At 58.0% G+C, this 17,019-nt stretch carries 11 protein-coding genes; 3 read left to right on the top strand and 8 right to left on the bottom strand.

Annotated elements, in window-relative coordinates; all coding sequences use genetic code 11:
- The first annotated feature begins 17 nt into the window (after positions 1-17).
- Positions 18-758, top strand: coding sequence for a hypothetical protein (locus VEH04_00480; GenBank protein ID HYG21226.1), 741 nt, complete (start codon positions 18-20; stop codon positions 756-758).
- Here the strand turns inward: VEH04_00480 and VEH04_00475 are convergent.
- From VEH04_00475 to VEH04_00450, 6 genes are all read right to left on the bottom strand, one after another.
- Complete coding sequence (locus VEH04_00475) at positions 747-3,461, bottom strand: glycoside hydrolase family 78 protein (GenBank protein ID HYG21225.1); 2,715 nt, start codon at positions 3,459-3,461, stop codon at positions 747-749. The two genes, VEH04_00480 and VEH04_00475, sit on opposite strands and share 12 nt — an antisense overlap.
- A gap of 169 nt (positions 3,462-3,630) precedes the next feature.
- Entirely contained in the window at positions 3,631-4,623 is a 993-nt protein-coding gene (locus VEH04_00470; GenBank protein ID HYG21224.1) for an NAD(P)/FAD-dependent oxidoreductase, read from the bottom strand.
- Positions 4,624-4,811: 188 nt separating this feature from the next.
- Positions 4,812-5,735, bottom strand: a complete 924-nt coding sequence (locus VEH04_00465) for a BON domain-containing protein (GenBank protein HYG21223.1) — start codon at positions 5,733-5,735, stop codon at positions 4,812-4,814.
- Between the two features lie 285 nt (positions 5,736-6,020).
- Positions 6,021-6,161 (bottom strand): entericidin A/B family lipoprotein, encoded by a 141-nt coding sequence (locus VEH04_00460; protein HYG21222.1) that lies wholly within the window; start codon positions 6,159-6,161, stop codon positions 6,021-6,023.
- A gap of 49 nt (positions 6,162-6,210) precedes the next feature.
- On the bottom strand, positions 6,211-6,369 hold the full coding sequence (locus tag VEH04_00455; GenBank protein ID HYG21221.1) for a DUF3309 family protein: 159 nt from the start codon (positions 6,367-6,369) through the stop codon (positions 6,211-6,213).
- A gap of 302 nt (positions 6,370-6,671) precedes the next feature.
- Complete coding sequence (locus tag VEH04_00450; protein HYG21220.1) at positions 6,672-9,431, bottom strand: bifunctional acetate--CoA ligase family protein/GNAT family N-acetyltransferase; 2,760 nt, start codon at positions 9,429-9,431, stop codon at positions 6,672-6,674.
- Positions 9,432-10,860: 1,429 nt separating this feature from the next.
- Here VEH04_00450 and VEH04_00445 point away from each other — a divergent pair.
- The gene (locus VEH04_00445; protein HYG21219.1) at positions 10,861-12,243 is read left to right on the top strand and encodes a glycoside hydrolase family 88 protein; all 1,383 of its coding nucleotides are present in this window, start codon (positions 10,861-10,863) and stop codon (positions 12,241-12,243) included.
- Positions 12,244-12,279: 36 nt separating this feature from the next.
- Here the strand turns inward: VEH04_00445 and VEH04_00440 are convergent, their stop codons facing one another.
- Both VEH04_00440 and VEH04_00435 read right to left on the bottom strand, forming a co-directional pair.
- Positions 12,280-13,956 (bottom strand): sigma-70 family RNA polymerase sigma factor, encoded by a 1,677-nt coding sequence (locus VEH04_00440; GenBank protein ID HYG21218.1) that lies wholly within the window; start codon positions 13,954-13,956, stop codon positions 12,280-12,282.
- A 50-nt stretch (positions 13,957-14,006) separates the two neighbouring features.
- Positions 14,007-15,566 carry a fused MFS/spermidine synthase gene (locus VEH04_00435; GenBank protein HYG21217.1) on the bottom strand — a complete coding sequence of 520 codons (1,560 nt, stop codon included), beginning with the start codon at positions 15,564-15,566 and terminating at the stop codon, positions 14,007-14,009.
- 293 nt (positions 15,567-15,859) lie between these two features.
- Here VEH04_00435 and VEH04_00430 point away from each other — a divergent pair, with 293 nt between their 5' ends.
- Positions 15,860-17,011 (top strand): M48 family metallopeptidase, encoded by a 1,152-nt coding sequence (locus tag VEH04_00430; protein HYG21216.1) that lies wholly within the window; start codon positions 15,860-15,862, stop codon positions 17,009-17,011.
- Positions 17,012-17,019: the final 8 nt, after the last annotated feature.

The raw sequence follows: 17,019 nt of genomic DNA, 5'->3' as shown, positions 1-17,019 counted from the left end.
GCCATTTCCCGTTCACAATGATCCGCTGGCTGTTCAAATGGTGTTTTCGCCTGGCGATCATTTTTGTGGTCCTGGTCGTTCTCTTCTTCGCCTTCAAGGATTCTATCTGGACGATGGTTCTCGAAAATCGGATCCGCAATGAAACCGGAATGGAGGCGCGGATCGGGAAACTTTCCACGGGAATTGTTTCTTCCACCGTCACGATCGAGGATCTCAAGCTCTACAACACCGCCGAGTTTGGCGGCACCCTGTTCCTGCGCATTCCCGAACTGCACGTCGAGGTGGATCCCGTGGCTGTTGCGCAGAGGCGCCTGCGATTGAAGCTGGTTCGTTTTAACCTTGGCGAAATCAATATCGTTCGCAATGAAGCGGGAAAAACAAACCTCCTTCTGTTCGTAAGCGATACCGACAAGCGAACGGGGCGGCGGAAAGCCGGGGCTGCGGAACAGTTGCTCGGGGATCTGGAGTTTGATGGAATCGACGTCCTGAACCTCTCACTGGGCAAGGCCCGATTCATCGACCTTGCCGACCAGACCCGCAACAGCGAAATCGCCGTGGGCATGGAGAACCAGGTGTTCAAGGACGTGAAGTCAGAAGGCGATGCCTACGCAATCCTCTTCATGATCTGGCTGCGAAGCGGGGGAAAACTTTCGATCAGCCCCAACACCATTGCGAAGGACTATTTCGAACGGCAGATCAAGGACATCGAAACGTCCGTCAGAACCCAGGTCCAGACGCTTCCTCGATCACAACCGTGATTCAAACGTGTAGGCCCCGCTCGGGACGCTGAACTGCGATCCATCCCTGTTCCCACGCTCGGTTCGCACCCATTGGGTGCCGGCGCCAGTGGCCCGCGCCTGATTGCCGGGAACCCAGACCGTCGCGGTAGAATTTGGCGGAACGGTAATCTCCAGTTGAAATCGGTTCCCCTCCCGCCGCCAACTGCTGCTCACCTCGCCGCGAACACCGTCGTATTTCGCCCGGGCCCACGTGAGGCCGGCAACGGGTTGCGGCCGGATCAGGACATTCTTGAATCCTGGCCGCGCGGGATCCAATCCGATGCCAGCAAGATCGTGATAAAACCATTCCATGATCTGTCCCAGCATGAAGTGATTTTGTGAAGATCCGCGCCGCGCGTTCCACGCCTCGGTCAAGCTGGTTGCGCCCATCTTCAATTGGTAGCCGTAGCCGGGCCGATCCGATTGGTTGTTCAGGGCGAAGATGACATCCGACCGGCCAGCGTCGGCAAGCGCGCGGAGCACATACCGATAGCCGACGTCGCCCGCAGTCACCGAATTGGTTCTCGAGCGCACGTCCTGAACCAGCGCCTCAACCACAGCAGCACGGTGTTCGGGTTCGACCAGGTTCATGACAAGCGGCACAGCGTTGGCGCATTGCGAACCCGTGGCGTACTGCCGCTTCGTTGGATCAAAGAATTCACGATTGAACGCCTTGCGAATACTTTGGGCTTGGATGTCAAAAAACGTGGAATCGTCCAGCCGTCCCAAGACGCGGGACACTTCAGACATGACGCGGTTGACCTCAAAATAAAATGCGGTCGCCGTCAGCGGTATCGGTGTCAACTGCGCGAAACCCGGCGCCTTCGGGCCGATGTCATACCAATCGCCGAGCCCAAATGACACGATGCCATTGGTCGCCGTGCTCGCGAGATAAGCAACGTACCGCCGCATGGCGTCGTAGTGGCGTCGCATCAAGTCGACGTCGCCTGCGAACTGGTATTGCTGCCAGGGGACGAGCACAACAGCGCTGCCCCACTCGGGAGAATTCCGGAACGCGTTCGAAACGTCGTCAGGGCCTCTGCCGAAAATCGTATACTCAGGCGCTGTGCTGGGAACGCAGCCATTCGGCAACTGGCAATCCTGCATGTCGTTCATCCCCTTCGTGAACATTTGGTTCAGATCAAATTCGTAACGCAGGGACGGGCCGTTCAGATGATACTGCTCGAGCCAGCCCAGCCGCTCGCGGTGGGGGCAATCTGTCAGCACGCTCGCCATGTTGCTGCGCTGCGCCCAGCGCACGAGGGAGCGGACCCGGTTGAACAGCAGATTGGAGCATTCGAACTCGCCCGTGGTTTCGGCTGTCGAATGCACCACATGCGCGACAATGGATTCCAGCTGAGGCAGCGCGCCGCCACGTTCCGCCGCTTTCATTTCCACCTGCAGGTAGCGAGCGCCATGATAAAAGAATTTCGGAAACCACTCTTCGCTCGCCACACCGCGCAGCGTGTATTGCCACCACGCAGGACGCCCCAGAGCAACCGATCCACGGTCAACGGTTCCGTCGGGTTTTATCAACTCAGCCGGGATAATCCGCACGACACTTCCCGCCCCACCGCGAACCCGAATGCGCGGCATGAGTGACGCGTTCTGCCCGAGGTCATAAACAACGAGCCCGTTTGAAATTACCCGGTTTGAAATCGGAACCAGTGTCTCGATCTGCCGGATGGGCGGTGCCGATGCGGAATGCCCGCGCAGCACGCCTCCCGGTCCCTCTGCAATCAGGGCAGCCGTCCACTCGGTGTCATCAAAGCCGGCGGAATCCCATCCCCTGGGTTCCATCCGCGCGTCGTGGTCTTCGCCGCCATACACGCACGAAAACGTGATCGGTCCAGATCGCACACGCCATTGATTATCCGTGACGATGCGTTCCTCTGTTCCATCGGAATACTGAAGGTGAAGTTCAGCGATGGCCTTCAGCGGCCCGAACGATCCTGTGAACTTCACATAACGGCCGCCTGTCACCCGATACATTCCGCCTGCCAGCTCGATACCGACAACATTCGTTCCGGCGCGCAGCAACGAGGTGACGTCATGCATTTCGTACAGGCAGGTGCGATCGTACTTTGTCCAGCCCGGTGAAAGCAGATTCTCGCCGCTTCTGTTGCCGTTCACAGTCAATTCATATTGGCCGAGTCCGCACACGACCGCCACGGCACGCTCAATGCCTGCCTTCAGTTGAAACTCGCGGCGCAGCAGCAGCGTTTGATTCGTGAACGGAGCTTCAATCCAATGTGCCGTCCACTCGCGTTCGTTCATAAACCCGGTCGTGAACGTCGCCGGCGCACTCCATTGGGAAACCCGATTCTCAGCGTCCCACACGCGCATTTTCCAGAAGACCGCCTGGAGTGACTGCAGCGGTTTTCCTTCGTACGCGACATGCAGCTGTTGATCCGATTGCACCCGTCCGCTGTCCCAAAGATCACCCTGCTCCCGCGCAAGAAGCTCAGGCGCACTGGCGGCGAGCATCTGCCAGGCAACCTGCCGCTGCGCGCGCTCGCTGCTTTTCAATTTCCAGGAGAAGCGCGGCTGTGGCACATCGACTCCCCGCGGACGCCCCGCATTTTCACAACGCAAATCGTAGACGGCGAGTTCCGCGCTGCTGCTGAGGGCCGAACCAATGCATGACGCGGCAACGAAAAGCGATGCTAAGGTCCTCATCATCTGGCGCATCATGGCGAGTTGTTGCTGACGGAAATGATTTGCTGGGTCAGTTGTGGCGCGTTTGTAAGCAGGACCTGCAGCGTGGTCAAGAGAACTCGAACAGGATCTTCGCAGTCAGAATAACCGGGTTCCGCAGAGCGCTCGAAGGAACGCCATGTCCTTCATTGCTCTAACTTGCGGGCGGCTTGACCCGAATCACGGGACGAATGCGATCCGACGCAACCTGTCGCTGCCGTACACGCCTTAGCTTATGGGTTTTGAGGCTGTCCACGAACAAGTCTCGATTAATTGCCTGGGCCGCGGTCGCGCCCTGTCCCGCGGCAATGATCATTTGGCAGTTGGCTGGGGTTACGCATCCCGCAGCATACAAGCCTTGCACCGTCGTATGCATGTCGAGGTTCACCACCACCTCGCCATCCTCGTTCGTTTCCGCGCCGAGCTGCTTCGCCAGCTTGTTGAAGTATATGTCCCCGCGGGTGGTGAACAGCACGTCCACCAGCAGCTTGGCGTCATCCGGATAATTCAGTGCCTGGAGCCGTGTTCCGCTGCGGGTCACTCCAACAATCCGCTTTGGATACACAGGTATTTCATAATGCCGCAGCCATTCCGCATGCTGCTCATCCCAGCGCGGTTCCCGTCCATCCGTAACAACGGCCACACAGGAGGAATAAAAAAGCATGCCCAGTGCATACTCGACCGTTTCATTGCTCCATCCGTAAATCCCAACAGCCTTCCTCTGCACGCGAAAGCCGTCGCAATCCTTGCAAAAGAACAGGCTGTGGCCCAGGCACGGTTTGATTCCCTGGATGTCCGGCGGAATGTGAAAAATGCCCGTTGCGAGCAGAAGGCGTTCGCATCGGTAAACAGCCCTTTTTCCCTTCAATACGAAATGCCCATCCTTGCGCCCGGCGCTCAGAATTTCATCGCGCTGGAACTTGGCGCCGAAACGGCGGGCCTGCGTTCGGCCTTTACTCACCAGCCTGTCGCCAGGAACGCCCGACGGGAATCCAAGATAGTTTTGAACATCGGGCTCCCATCGCGCCATGGATCTCCCGGAGTCGATGACCAGGGTCTCGCGCTTTGCACGCGCCAGATAGATTGCTGCCGAGATACCTGCTAGTCCGCCGCCCACCACAATGACGGCCGCCGATCTCGTCCTCATCCATACCCCTTGACTGACGACGCCGGCAGGCTCCCCGCAGGGTCCCAGCGTGAATCGACGCTGGGAAGCGACGAATCGTAAATCGGAAGCGCCTCACCTCCGCGCCCGTGGAGTTCCGGAATAGTTTCGTTACCCCGACGCTCCGGCGGCCGCTGAGCCCGGGACGTTTTCTTAGTGGCTCGCATCATTCAAGGATTGTAGGGGAGTGAATCGGCATCAGCCGCAATGCGCAGCTGGTTGTCGATGGTTGCAGCACCTGTTACGCGCTGGACGGTGTTCTCAATTTCACGCCGCTGCACCTCGTTCCGCACATCGCCCTTCAGAACGACGCGGCCGTCATTCACCGTGACGTTCACATGAGAAAGGGCTGCGCCAAGCGACGCGTCCTTTTTCAATTCCTGGCTGATCTGTTGCGCAAGAGCGGCGTCCGCAACACTGCTGCCCAGCACCTGAACATTCACCGCTCCCGCAGCTCCGCCGGCTGCAGAACCTTCCGAGCCCTGATGCAGTGAGCTGTTCGCACCGTCCCGCGATGTCGCGGACAGCGCAGGTTCGTTTCCAGACTTGAGCGCCGAACCTGAAACGCCGCCGCGCTGCTGAACGTCACTGACCTGATCACCATCGGCACGCTGGGTGGCGCTGGTGTTTGAGGAAGGCGAGGCGGTCGCTATCGCAGCCACCTGCAACTCATTGCGCACTTCAACCACGCCGGCAACCTGCCGTGCCAAGGCCTCGGCTTGCTGTTTCTGCGCGTCGGTGCGGGCCGTGCCCGTCAGCACAACAATACCCTTTGCCGCAGCGATCGAGATCGCGGGTGCACCTTCCGTCAATGATGCATCCGCCATAAGAGCATTGCGCACCTGGCTGACAAGCGTGTTGTCGGCTTCGTGGGTGCTAAACACATCAGATGAATGAATGACGGCGGTCGGAGCCGCTGCACCCGGCTCTGACGGGATGGTTGCAGCGGGTGAATGCGACGGGGTCGGCGCGGCCTGTGATACATAAACCGGCGCAATTGGGTCGGTGAGGAGCGCGGTCCTTTCGTGCTCCGGATGCGCGCATCCAGCGGCAATGACGGCTGGAAGGGCCCAAACAAGTTTCCGGGATTTCATGTGACACAGTCGTTCGCCCATCCTCGCGATTCCAGTGGGTTTCAATCCCCAAGGATCAAGTGCAGCCTCGCAGAACAAACAAAATCAGCAGGATTGGGACAGGAATTCCGATCAGCCAGAGAAACAGCCATCCGATCTTTCCTTCTTCGCGATTGAATCTTACGGGTAACTTCATAAAAACCTCCTGCCGGACTGGCCGGCGTTTGTTTTGGTAAGCAAAAGGCGCGAGGACTGACCTCGCGCCCGGTCAACACTCAAGCAAACACGTTGCTTGTGCGTTCAAACTTAATCGATTTTGTCCTGGATGCTTTCACCCGCATCTTCCATATCTTCGCCAAAACCTTCGGCGGTGCGGCATCCAGTGAAAGTAGCCGTCGTGGCAGCGAGCAACGCGAGGCACAGGATCATTTTCTTTATGGTTTTCATTTTACCTTTCTGTTCGTTGTTGTTGGTTTTATTTCCGACACGGATTCCTTCATAGCCTTCCAAGAAGCGCCAGAATGATGATCACTACCAGCAGCAGTCCGACGATCCCGCCCGGAGCGTAGCCCCATCCCGAACTGTAACCCCACGTGGGCAACACGCCTATTAGCGCGAGAATCAACAGAATCACCAGTATTGTTCCTAGACTCATATCTTTCCTGTCGTTTGGCCGGTCAGGGTTAATCATTACTTGACCAACCGATATTACGATACGCCCGCCATCCCAGACAGCCATAGGGTCTCATGCCCAAAACCCCCGTAAAACCGCATTAATCGAAGGCAGGTGTTACATCAACCCAGCAGGTGAAAGAAAAACGAAGAGGAGGAGTCTTGAAGTTTCCAGAAATGCCGCATCCTGACCTTAGGCGGGATCGCGGGCGCTTCACATGGCTTCGCGCACGAGGGCGTGAAAAACGCGGACGCGGCGCCTGGAACGCCGCGGCCGCAATTCGATCAGCTCTTCTTGAACAGGTACTCGGCCTGAAAATCACGACCTCCCTCGTCGTGAGTTACTTTGAAGCCCACCTTCTTGCTTACATGCTGCATGCCGAAATTATCCGCCATGATCATGGCCGTGATCCGCTTCAGCTTCTCGTCGCGGCCAATCTGCACGAGCCGCTTGAGCAACTCGGTTCCGAGACCATGCTTTTGCCAGGGGTCCCCGACGATCAGCGCGAATTCCGCCTCATTGCGTCCGCGCGCCTTGCTTAAGCGTCCGACCCCGATGATTTGCCGCTCCCGCGTTTTCGGATCCTTGAACTCGGCGACGAGCGCAATTTCGCGATCGTAATCGTTGAAACAGATCCTGACCAAACGCTCATGCGCAATCCGTTGGTCGAGTTTGATCTGGCTGAAATAACGGTGGTAAACGCTTTCCTCCGAGAGCGTCTGGTGGAACTTCACCAGGAGCGGCTCGTCTTCCGGCCGGATGGGGCGAATCAGCACAGATGTCCCATTCCTCAGTTTCCACGGCGTCGAATACTGCGTCGGATACGAGCGAATCGCCAGTTTCGGCAGCGCGTCTTCCTTGGTCTTTGCATCGTGCAGGATAACGCGGGCGTCCAATGCGACCAGGTCGTCGGCCGACGCAAACATTGGGTTGATGTCGATTTCCTTGATCCACGGCTGTTCCGCAACCAGCTGGCTGAACCCGACCATCAAGCGTTCCAGCGCTGGGAGGTCGACCGCCTTGCGTCCCCGAACTCCCTTCAGCGCCTGATAGATCTTTGTCGTCTCCATCATCCGCCGCGCCAGGGTGGTATTCAGCGGGGGCAATCCAAGCGCCTTGTCCTTGAAGATCTCCACCAGCTGACCGCCCATCCCAAAAAGGAGAACGGGGCCGAACTGGGGATCGATGCTGCTGCCGAGGATGATCTCATAGCCCTCGCTGAGCTTGATCATTTTCTGAACCGTGACGCCCTGGAAATGCTCGGCGCCGGCTTTTTCAGTGCAAGCGGTTTTGATGGCCTTGAACGCACGGCGCACGGCGTCCTCGTCCTTCAGGTTCAACTGCACCCCGCCAACATCGGTTTTGTGCGTGATGGTTTCTGAGTACAGTTTCAACACGGCCGGAAACCCGATCTCGCCTGCGATCTTCGCTGCTTCGCCCTCCGTTTTTGCAACGCGCGTGACCACGGTTGGAATGCCATAGCAGGCCAGCAATTCCTTGGATTCGGACTCCGTCAGGATCGTGCGCCCTGTCGTCTTCACCGTGTCCAGCAATCCCCTCGCCTTGGCACGCCCTGAGTCAAGGTCATCGGCATCCGCTGACGGCAGTGGCGTTTCGTAAAGCGAGCGCAGATTATCGGCGTAACGCCACATCTGGCTGAATACTCTGGCTGCCGTGTCGGGATAAGGAAACGTGGGGATTCCCGCTCGATTCAAAATGGCTTCGCCTTCCGCCACATCCTTCCCGCCCATCCAGCTCGCCAGCACAGGCTTGCCTTCGATGTGCCCGAACGCCTTGAGCTTCTCCGCCGTGGCCGTGCAATCCGTCATTGCCTGCGGCGTCAGGATCACAAGCAATCCATCACTGTTGGGATCGCGGCCCGAAATCTCCAGAGTCTTCGCGTAAGTTTCGGCACTCGCGTCACCCAGCACATCGATCGGGTTATTGTGCGACCACGCCGATGGCAGGATCTTGTTCAGCTCCTCGATGGTCTGTTTTGAAACATCAGCAAGGGCGCCGCCGCTCATGAGCAGAGCATCCGTTGCCAGCACGCCGGGGCCGCCGGCATTCGTAATCATCGTGAGCCGGTTGCCCCTGGGGCGCGGCTGGCGGCCGAGAACTTCCGACATGTAAAACAAATCCGAGATATTGTTCACGCGCAGCACTCCGCATCTCTTGAACGCGGCGTCGAGCACATCGTCACTGCCCGTCAGGGACCCCGTGTGTGAAGCCGCTGCTTTTGCAGCGCCGGCAGTGCGGCCCGGCTTGATCACGATGATGGGCTTGGTCAACGCCACTTCGCGCGCCGCGGAAAGGAATCCCCGGGCATCGCCAATGGTTTCCATGTAAATGACGATGCTCTTGGTGGCGGGATCGTCGCCCAGGTAATAGATGAGGTCGCCCCATCCCACATCGAGCATCGAGCCGATGGACACGAACGCGCTGAATCCAACGTTTTCCTTGAGGCTCCAATCAAGAACTGCGGTGCAGAGGGCGCCGCTCTGGCTGAGGAACCCGACATTGCCTGGTTTCGCAATGGTGGTTGCGAACGTTGCGTTCAACCCGTGCTGCGGCACCATTACGCCGAGGCAGTTCGGCCCCACGATCCGCATTCCAGCTTTCTGTGCGTCGGCGAGAATTTGCTTCTCAAGGGCAACTCCCTCCGCGCCGGTTTCCTTGAATCCCGCTGAAATGATAACGGCGCCGGGAATGCCTGCGCGGATGCATTCCTGGATGATTCCGGGAACCGTTTTGGCCGGCGTGCAGATGACTGCAAGGTCCACGCGCTCGGGCAGGGCTGACACACTGGGATACGCCCGGACGCTCAACACGGAGTTGCGCTTGGGATTGACCGGATACACAACGCCCTGGAAACCGCCGCGGCCCAGGTTCTGAAAGATTGTTCGGCCGACGCTGCCGGCATTTTCAGTGGCGCCGATCAGCGCGACGGACTGCGGCGCGAAAATGGGATCCAGCGGATGCGAGCGCGCGTGAAGAATGTCATGTGCGGACTCAACCGGCGAATTGGGTTTAACGATTTGCATGCTTCAAAAAACTTTCTGTTCATTTCCCCGGGCCATTAGCCTGAGGCGCACGTGAAAGGACACTGTGGGCCAAGTCCGTGCTGCGGGAAAGACTGTGGCGACCCTCCGCAGGGCGGGACTTCACCCCGGTTGGCAAACTTTGAACCCATATTGCCGGAATGTAGCCACACCGCAGCAAAATCTGCAAAGGAAGTCATCCGCCGATCGCGGGTTCCTCTCTTCAATTCGCGAAAATTTGGGTAATTCCCGTAAACCCGTTTCGTCTTTCCCGATTTGCGTCAAGAAGAGCGAAAAGAAGTTGCCTCACAGGCAGGGCAGGAAGAGCGCGAATAGAAGACGTTTAACAGGAGCACGCAGAGGTAGCAGAGAAAAGCAAAGAAGGTCGTTCCGATCCGTGTTCACCCGTCGTTCGATTTCATTTTCCACTGCTCTCTTTTCGTGTGGTTCGTGTGATTCGTGGTTAAGTTCCTCCCTTCAATTCGCGAAAATTTGCGCAATTCGCGTAAACCCGTTTCGTCTTTCCCGATTTGCGTCAAGAAGAGCGAAAAGAAGTTGCCTCACAGGCAGGGCAGGAAGAGCGCGAGTAGAAGACGTTTAACAGGAGCACGCAGAGGTAGCAGAGAAAAGGCAAAGGAGGTGGTTCCGATCCGTATCGATCCGTCTTTCGATTTAATTTCCGCTGCTCCCTTTTCGTGTGGTTCGTGTGATTCGTGGTTAAGTTCCTCTCTACAATTCGCGAAAATTTGCGTAATTCGCGTAAACCCGTTTCGTCTTTCCCGATTTGCGTCAAGAAGAGCGAAAAGAAGTTGCCTCACAGGCAGGGCAGGAAGAGCGCGAATAGAAGACGTTTAACAGGAGCCCGCTGAGGCAGCAGAGAAAAGCAAAGAAGGTGGTTCCGATCCGTGTTCACCCGTCGTTCGATTTCATTTTCCACTGCTCCCTTTTCGTGTGGTTCGTGTGATTCGTGGTTAAAGTTCCTTTCTTCAATTCGCGTAAATTTGCGAAATTCGCGGAAACCCGTTTTCGTCTTTCCCGATTTGCGTCAAGAAGAGCGAAAAGAAGTTGCCTCACAGGCAGGGCAGGAAGAGCGCGAATAGAAGACGTTTAACAGGAGCACGCAGAGGTAGCAGAGAAAAGGCAAAGAAGGTGGTTCCGATCCGTATCGATCCGTCGTTCGATTCAATTTCCGCTGCTCCCTTTTCGTGTGGTTCGTGTGATTCGTGGTTAAAGTTCCTTTCTTCCATTCGCGTAAATTTGCGAAATTCGCGTAAACCCGTTTTCGTTCCGGCCCTGCCGCACTGTGTGATTGGTGGCCGCACTGGACATTCTGCGGCGGCTTTTGTATCAACGCTGCACGTTCCACCTGACAGCGAGACAAACCGGCAGTGGCGCCTATGCGCGGCGTTGCATCGCAAAACCCATATCATACATGAACCAGCCTTCCCGGATTCTGCAGAAACTCATCGCCGCTCTCTCGGTTCTCATCGCGCAAGCGGCGCTGGCCGCACCCTCCCCCGCCCAGGTGCCAACGGCACTGCATCGCATGCCGCCGAAGTATCCTGTCCCCTATGGACCGACGAACGCCGCCGCCATCACTGAAGTCCTTCAGCGAATTCACGGGTATCTGGAAGCCAACACTCCCATTCGCGTGGTGAACCGCGAAACAGGCGCGGAGATCACGGATTTTTCGCAACCAGACCGGCAGGCGACGGTGGAGCGAGGGCATTTTCCAATCATCAGTTACGAGTGGGGAGTCACCTATTCGGGCATGTTGCTGGCGGCCGAAACCACAGGGGATTCACGATTCACCGATTACGTTTCGAAACGCCTGAAATTTATCGCTGCAAGGACACAGTACTTCCGCGCTCTCGACGAGGCGGGGATGACGGGGGAGCGCAATCCATTCCGTGCGGTGCTCCATCCCGGCGCTCTGGATGACGCGGGCTCGATGTGCGCGGCGATGATCAAGGCCGGGCGTGCGGGCCTGGTTGAGGCGCGGCCGTTGGTTGACCATTGGGCCGACTACGTGTTCACCAAACAGTTCCGCCTGGAGGACGGAACTCTCGCGCGCAAGCGTCCAATGATGAATTCCCTTTGGTTGGACGACCTGTACATGGGGGTGCCAGCGCTCGCGCAAATGGGCAGCCTGACGGGGGATGCGCGTTACTTCGATGACGCTGTAAAGCAAATCCGCCAATTTTCTCAGCGCATGTTCAACCGTGATCTCGGCGTTTACATGCATGGCTGGATCGCAGGGATGTCCGTGCATCCAGAGTTTCGATGGGCGCGGGCGAATGGATGGGCATTGCTGGCGAAAACGGAACTGCTCGACGCACTGCCGGAAAATCATCCGGGCCGGGCATTCGTGCTGGACCTCTTCCGCGCGCATGTCCGCGGCCTGGCGTCCTATCAGGGGCACAACGGACTCTGGCACCAGCTTCTCGACCGCAATGACTCCTATCTGGAGACCTCTGCATCAGCCATTTACACCTATTGCATTGCGCACGCGATCAACCGGGGATGGATCGATCCACTCGCGTACGGTCCCATGGTGCTGCTGTCATGGAATGCCGTTTCAACCAAGGTCAATGCGGCGGGGCAGGTCGAAGAGGTATGCGTCGGCACGGGAATGGGATTCGATCCCGCGTTTTATTATTACCGGCCCACAAGCGTTTTTGCCGCTCATGGTTATGGACCGGTGCTGCTGGCGGGCGCTGAAATGATCCGCCTGATAAAGTCGGATCGAGCAGTCATCAACGACAGCGCAGTCCAGTTTGATCGCCAGCCGGCCGACATGCGCAATGCGCATTGAGCGGTTTGACCGCCGCCCATTCCCCGCCATCGCGGCTTACTTGCCGATGGGCATCATCAGGCTGCGGTTCATGACCAGCCCCATGCGGCTGTTCTCAATGGCCTGCTTGCGAAATTCCTCAAAGCTCTTCAGTTCCTCGGCTGAGAGGAACGAGGTACTGCGCGCTGCCACCTTTTCGTAAACTCCCGAAAGGAGCTGGAGGCTTCGGTCTGCTTCGTTCTCGAAAGCAATGTTCCGGAAGTTGAGAATGGGGAGCAGTTGATAATCCTGCGGCAAACCAGCCTGCGTGAGCGCAGCGCGAGTCTCCTCGAGGAGAAGGTTGTAGAGCTGCTGTTTCTTCGCGTCCTTATCCTCGTTCTCGCCCGTGAGCTTGCCTTTGAACTGTTCCGAGCTCAGCAGCCCCACCAGGTTGCGCGTATATTCCTCGTACTCGGCATAGGCTTCAGGCTCGAGCATCGATTTCACTTTGTCCTTCAGACCCGCCTCCAACGCTGCAAACTTTTGCTCAACCTCCGCGGGCGTTCCTCCATCGCGCAGAACCGTCGTGATCAGGTCGACGTTTTCCATGATGTTGTCCGCCAGAAGATCGTTGAGCTGATCGGCCTTCTCCTCGGGCAGCTTGACGCGGCGTCCGAGCTCCTTGTAAAGCATGGACATCCCGGCCTTCTGTTGTTCGCGCATGAACTTGCGCGCCTCGGGGGTCTCGGTTGCCTTGCTCAACGCGGCGGTCCGCCCGAGCGTTGATTTCTCCTCCTGCAAACGGCCCACTTCGCCGCGCAGTTTCAGAACTTCGGAAGGTTTCTTTTTCAAGGTGTCGTTCTCCTCCGAAAGCGAAGCCAGCACTTGTTTCGCCTCGGCCTGTTGCTGTTCCAGTTGCGCGATCTGCGCCTGCAATGGTGCCTGTTTTTGTTCCAGCGCGGCAACTTCCTTCCGAAGCGCCGACGCTTGCTTAGCCTGGTACAGGCCTGCGCCAATCGCAACTGCCAACGCAGTCGTAATAATGGTTTTTTGGACGGTAGTCATAGCAATGATTTGTGTTGTTGTGGCAGCAGAAGCAGCGGTCCCCCCGAGAGCAGCGGCGCCCGACACTGCCAGGGCGAGCCCAGCCGGCGCCGCGTGAACAGCATGGACGCCCAGGATGATTCCCAGTGCCGCGGCAGTGGAAGTCACTCCCCTGCGGCGCAATGCGCCCTCCAGGCGTTCGAGCGCGCGATTCACCCGCATGCGCGCGGCATCTTCATTGGCGCCAATTGCCTCGCCGACGGCGCGGAAATCACGATGTTCAAAAAAACGCAAAACAATCGCGGTGCGATCCGCCTCGCTGAGTTCGTTGATCGCTTCGTCAATCATCGGCGCCATGGCAGAAAACTCCGGGCCGCCTGGATCACTGTGCAACGCATTCATTTCAACGGCATGCCTTTCCCGAATCTGACGGCGGCGCTCGGTCCGCATGATGTTCGAGGCGACAAAACAGGTGTGCCGATGCAGCCATCCGCCGAGCAGAACGTCCGGAGGCAGTTTGGAGGCCTTGCGGGCAAGATCGGCAAAGACGGTCTGGGCAACATCCTCGGCGCGGTGCGCATCGCCATCCACGAGCCGGCGCGCCACCGAATACACGAGGTCAATGTAGCGGCCGGCCAGTTCGCGAAAGGCGGTTTCCGAACCGGTTTCCCGAAAATCCGCCAGCAAGGCCTGGATGTCCGTCGTTTTCAATCACCAGTAAAGAGCCGCCCGTCATGCAAACCGAACAAACAAAGTTGCAGCTACAAATTTTGCATCTGCCGCGCATTCAACGCAAGACGGCGGCGGACCATCTCCCGGTTCCGCGCATCATGGAACTCAACCGGATTGTAGTCGTCGGTGAGCACACGGCCGTGCCCGGGATCCGTGCTCACCAGCGTCTGGAAGGCGGTCATGGCATCACCGCGGGCCTGTGGATGCATCGCGGCAAAATCCGGCGTTCGCAACGCCTGCGGCTCCGTCCTTTCCGTGGCGACGAAATATATCTGGCCCCCGCCAAAATGCATCCGCACGCCCTTGAACACGGATTGCAGCGTCTGGTGCAGCGAAGCCGCAAAGAAATCACGCCCCGGTTCGAGCTCGCAGAATGCGTTGATCACCAGCGTGCCACCCGGACGCAACACCCGCCGAATCGACTCAAACGCCTCCCGTGTCATCAAGTGCGCGGGCGACGAGTCTCCCAAAAATGCATCCAGAATGACGGCGTCGTAATCGTTCGTTGCGCGATTCAGAAAGTGCCGCCCGTCGTCAATTATGATCGTCATTTTTGATGGCTCCAGGTCGAAGAAGCGTTCCGCCACGGGAACGATCGCTGGATTGATTTCAACGACTTCCACACGGGAGCCTTCCCGCGCGAACTCCATGGGCACGATGCCGACGCCCATTCCGATGCACAGCACGCTGGATATGTTGGTCGTATAGGCGCGGGCCAGTCCTGACAGCATGTAGGTGAATGTGGAAACGCTCTGCCGCCGCACGGGATCATAAGTGTTCTGCACCAGATTATCGTTCGAATAAAACCGCAACTGGCCGTCGCGACGTTCAATGACAACGATCTCACCGAAATGAGAATTGCCATGAAACCGTTCCACGAAGGTGCCGTACTGTCGCCGTCCCTCCGTGAAGAAGAGCGCAGCCACCACAGCCAGGGATGCCGCGACCGCAACCACCGGCCGTTTCGAACCGCTCCGATAACGCAGAAAGTAAAAACCCGCCACGATCAGCAGCAGGGAGGCGGTGAGGTACATCGACGTCGAATTGGGAATCCACGGGAGCATGACATAACTCACGAGCAATGTTCCAAGGAAGCTGCCAACCGTTCCCACCGCCGTAAGGCGGCCCACGTTGCTGCCGACGCCGGCGACGTTTGACGTGATCACGCGCACAAGGAACGGGCCAGTCATCGCAAGCAAACCGAGAGGAACAAAGAACAAGAATGCGGATGCGAGCAAGGAGCCGACGGCGAGGTTGAAGTCGAGACACCAGTAAGCGACGGGCTCGCAGACGAGGACCGTAAGGACGAGGTAAACGGCTGCGCCAATGATTGCCCAGTAAAGGGTGTGCAGATCCTGCGATTTGTCTGCAAGCCGGCCGCCCGCGTAATAGCCGCAAGCAAGGGCGACCAGCGTGACAGCAATCTGCGCTGTCCAGACGAAGTGCGAGGTGCCGATGAACGGCGACAACATTTTTGCGCCCAGGATTTCCACGACCATGATTGCCGCACCCGTCATGAACGCGGTGAAGAAAAGGAACCAGCGTGGCGTGAGGGGCGCTGGCGAGGCACTGGGCACAGGGGTTTTCACGCGCCGAGTTTAGAAGAGCAACCCGCCCGGGCAATGTTTTCCGCTGTGGCGCACGGCGGACAATTTGCCTGCTCGGCTTCGACTAAACCCTGCGAGTTTGGAACCGCGCGACAGCCCGTCCTCCGTAGCAGCCTGCTGCAACGGTCAGGACAGGTGTGAAACCTGCGACACGACTTGTCCGAATCGCGGTAACCGAAGAGCGCCGTATCTCACCCGTTCCTAATCAAGCCCATCTCCGGGGGCGCGAACGCTGCAGACTTGCTGCTGCCGCCTGTGCATCTTAGTTTCCGGCCATGGTTGAACCCGGCGAATCCTTGCAAAGAAATAATTATCCGGGCGGTGCGTTTGATCCGAGCCTCGAGGGCGGGAGTGCGTCCGGCACAATCACACTCTCTGAAACGTTGGTGAACTTCGAATCGGGGAAAGGAACTGTTTCCCTGCCAGCTGACGCAATGAACGTGGAGGTCGGCGGCGTCAGCGGTGAAGTCGTTTTCTTCAAGCATCCAGCGCGTCCGCAGACCGTTATTCACACGCGAGAACGGGCCATCCTCGCGCACCCGCTTCTTGCGAATCGGTCCGATCTTGCAACGCAAAACCGAAACGATCGCCGCCGCCGCCGCACGCTTCTGACCGTCGCGCTTACTATCGCCCTGCTGTTTGTGGCAACAATCGTCGTGCTGATCGCCTCGAAGGACCGCATCGTCTCAGGCATTGCGGACTCGATCCCTGTTGAATGGGAGGTGAAGTTCGGCGACCAGGCCTTCGCGAGTTTGATCTCAGGCAAACGCGAGATTACGGATCCCGCAATCCAGCAACAACTCAAGCTGATCACTGCGCCACTGCTTGAAGGGGTGAAGGATGCGCCCTACTCCTTCCGATTCCATATCATCGAGGATCCCACGCTCAATGCATTTGCGGTTCCTGGCGGGCATGTCGTGATTCACACCGGCCTTCTGCTTGCCTCCGATGCACCGGAGGAGGTCGCTGGCGTGCTGGCGCACGAAATTGCCCATGTCACGCGGCGTCATGGGTTTCGCAACGTGATATCGACGCTCGGCCTTTATCAACTGGTTCAACTCGTGGTGGGCGACGCCAGTGGCATCATTGCCGTGCTGGCGAGCAACAGCACGTTCCTGCTCGAACGAAAGTTTTCCCGCGATTTCGAGCGTGAGGCGGATGATGCGGGATGGGATTACCTCATGCACGCCAACATTCGCCCGGATGGAATGATTGAGTTCTTCCGGAAGATGCGCAAGGAAGAGACCAAAGCTGCGGGGGCGGACAGCGGTGCGATGGCGTTGATGAGCACGCATCCAGCCACGGCTGAACGAATCGCAAATCTCGAGTCCCGCTGGCGGAACGTGGAAACCAAAAGCGGCTTTCACGCGTTCCCGATCAACTACCGGGAGTTCAAGGAACAGGTCCAAAATGCAGTCCGCAAGTGAAGCCCGGC

It is taken from the genome of Verrucomicrobiia bacterium, assembly GCA_035629175.1.
GTDB lineage: Bacteria > Verrucomicrobiota > Verrucomicrobiia > Limisphaerales > DASXHY01 > DASXHY01.
This window is presented reverse-complemented; position numbering and strand designations above follow the sequence as displayed.

Coding starts and splice junctions, on each gene's coding strand:
- VEH04_00480 (HYG21226.1), top strand. CDS start 18: ATGATCCGCTGGCTGTTCAAATGGTGTTTTCGCCTGGCGATCATTTTT.
- VEH04_00475 (HYG21225.1), bottom strand. CDS start 3,461: ATGATGAGGACCTTAGCATCGCTTTTCGTTGCCGCGTCATGCATTGGT.
- VEH04_00470 (HYG21224.1), bottom strand. CDS start 4,623: ATGAGGACGAGATCGGCGGCCGTCATTGTGGTGGGCGGCGGACTAGCA.
- VEH04_00465 (HYG21223.1), bottom strand. CDS start 5,735: ATGAAATCCCGGAAACTTGTTTGGGCCCTTCCAGCCGTCATTGCCGCT.
- VEH04_00460 (HYG21222.1), bottom strand. CDS start 6,161: ATGAAAACCATAAAGAAAATGATCCTGTGCCTCGCGTTGCTCGCTGCC.
- VEH04_00455 (HYG21221.1), bottom strand. CDS start 6,369: ATGAGTCTAGGAACAATACTGGTGATTCTGTTGATTCTCGCGCTAATA.
- VEH04_00450 (HYG21220.1), bottom strand. CDS start 9,431: ATGCAAATCGTTAAACCCAATTCGCCGGTTGAGTCCGCACATGACATT.
- VEH04_00445 (HYG21219.1), top strand. CDS start 10,861: ATGAACCAGCCTTCCCGGATTCTGCAGAAACTCATCGCCGCTCTCTCG.
- VEH04_00430 (HYG21216.1), top strand. CDS start 15,860: ATGGTTGAACCCGGCGAATCCTTGCAAAGAAATAATTATCCGGGCGGT.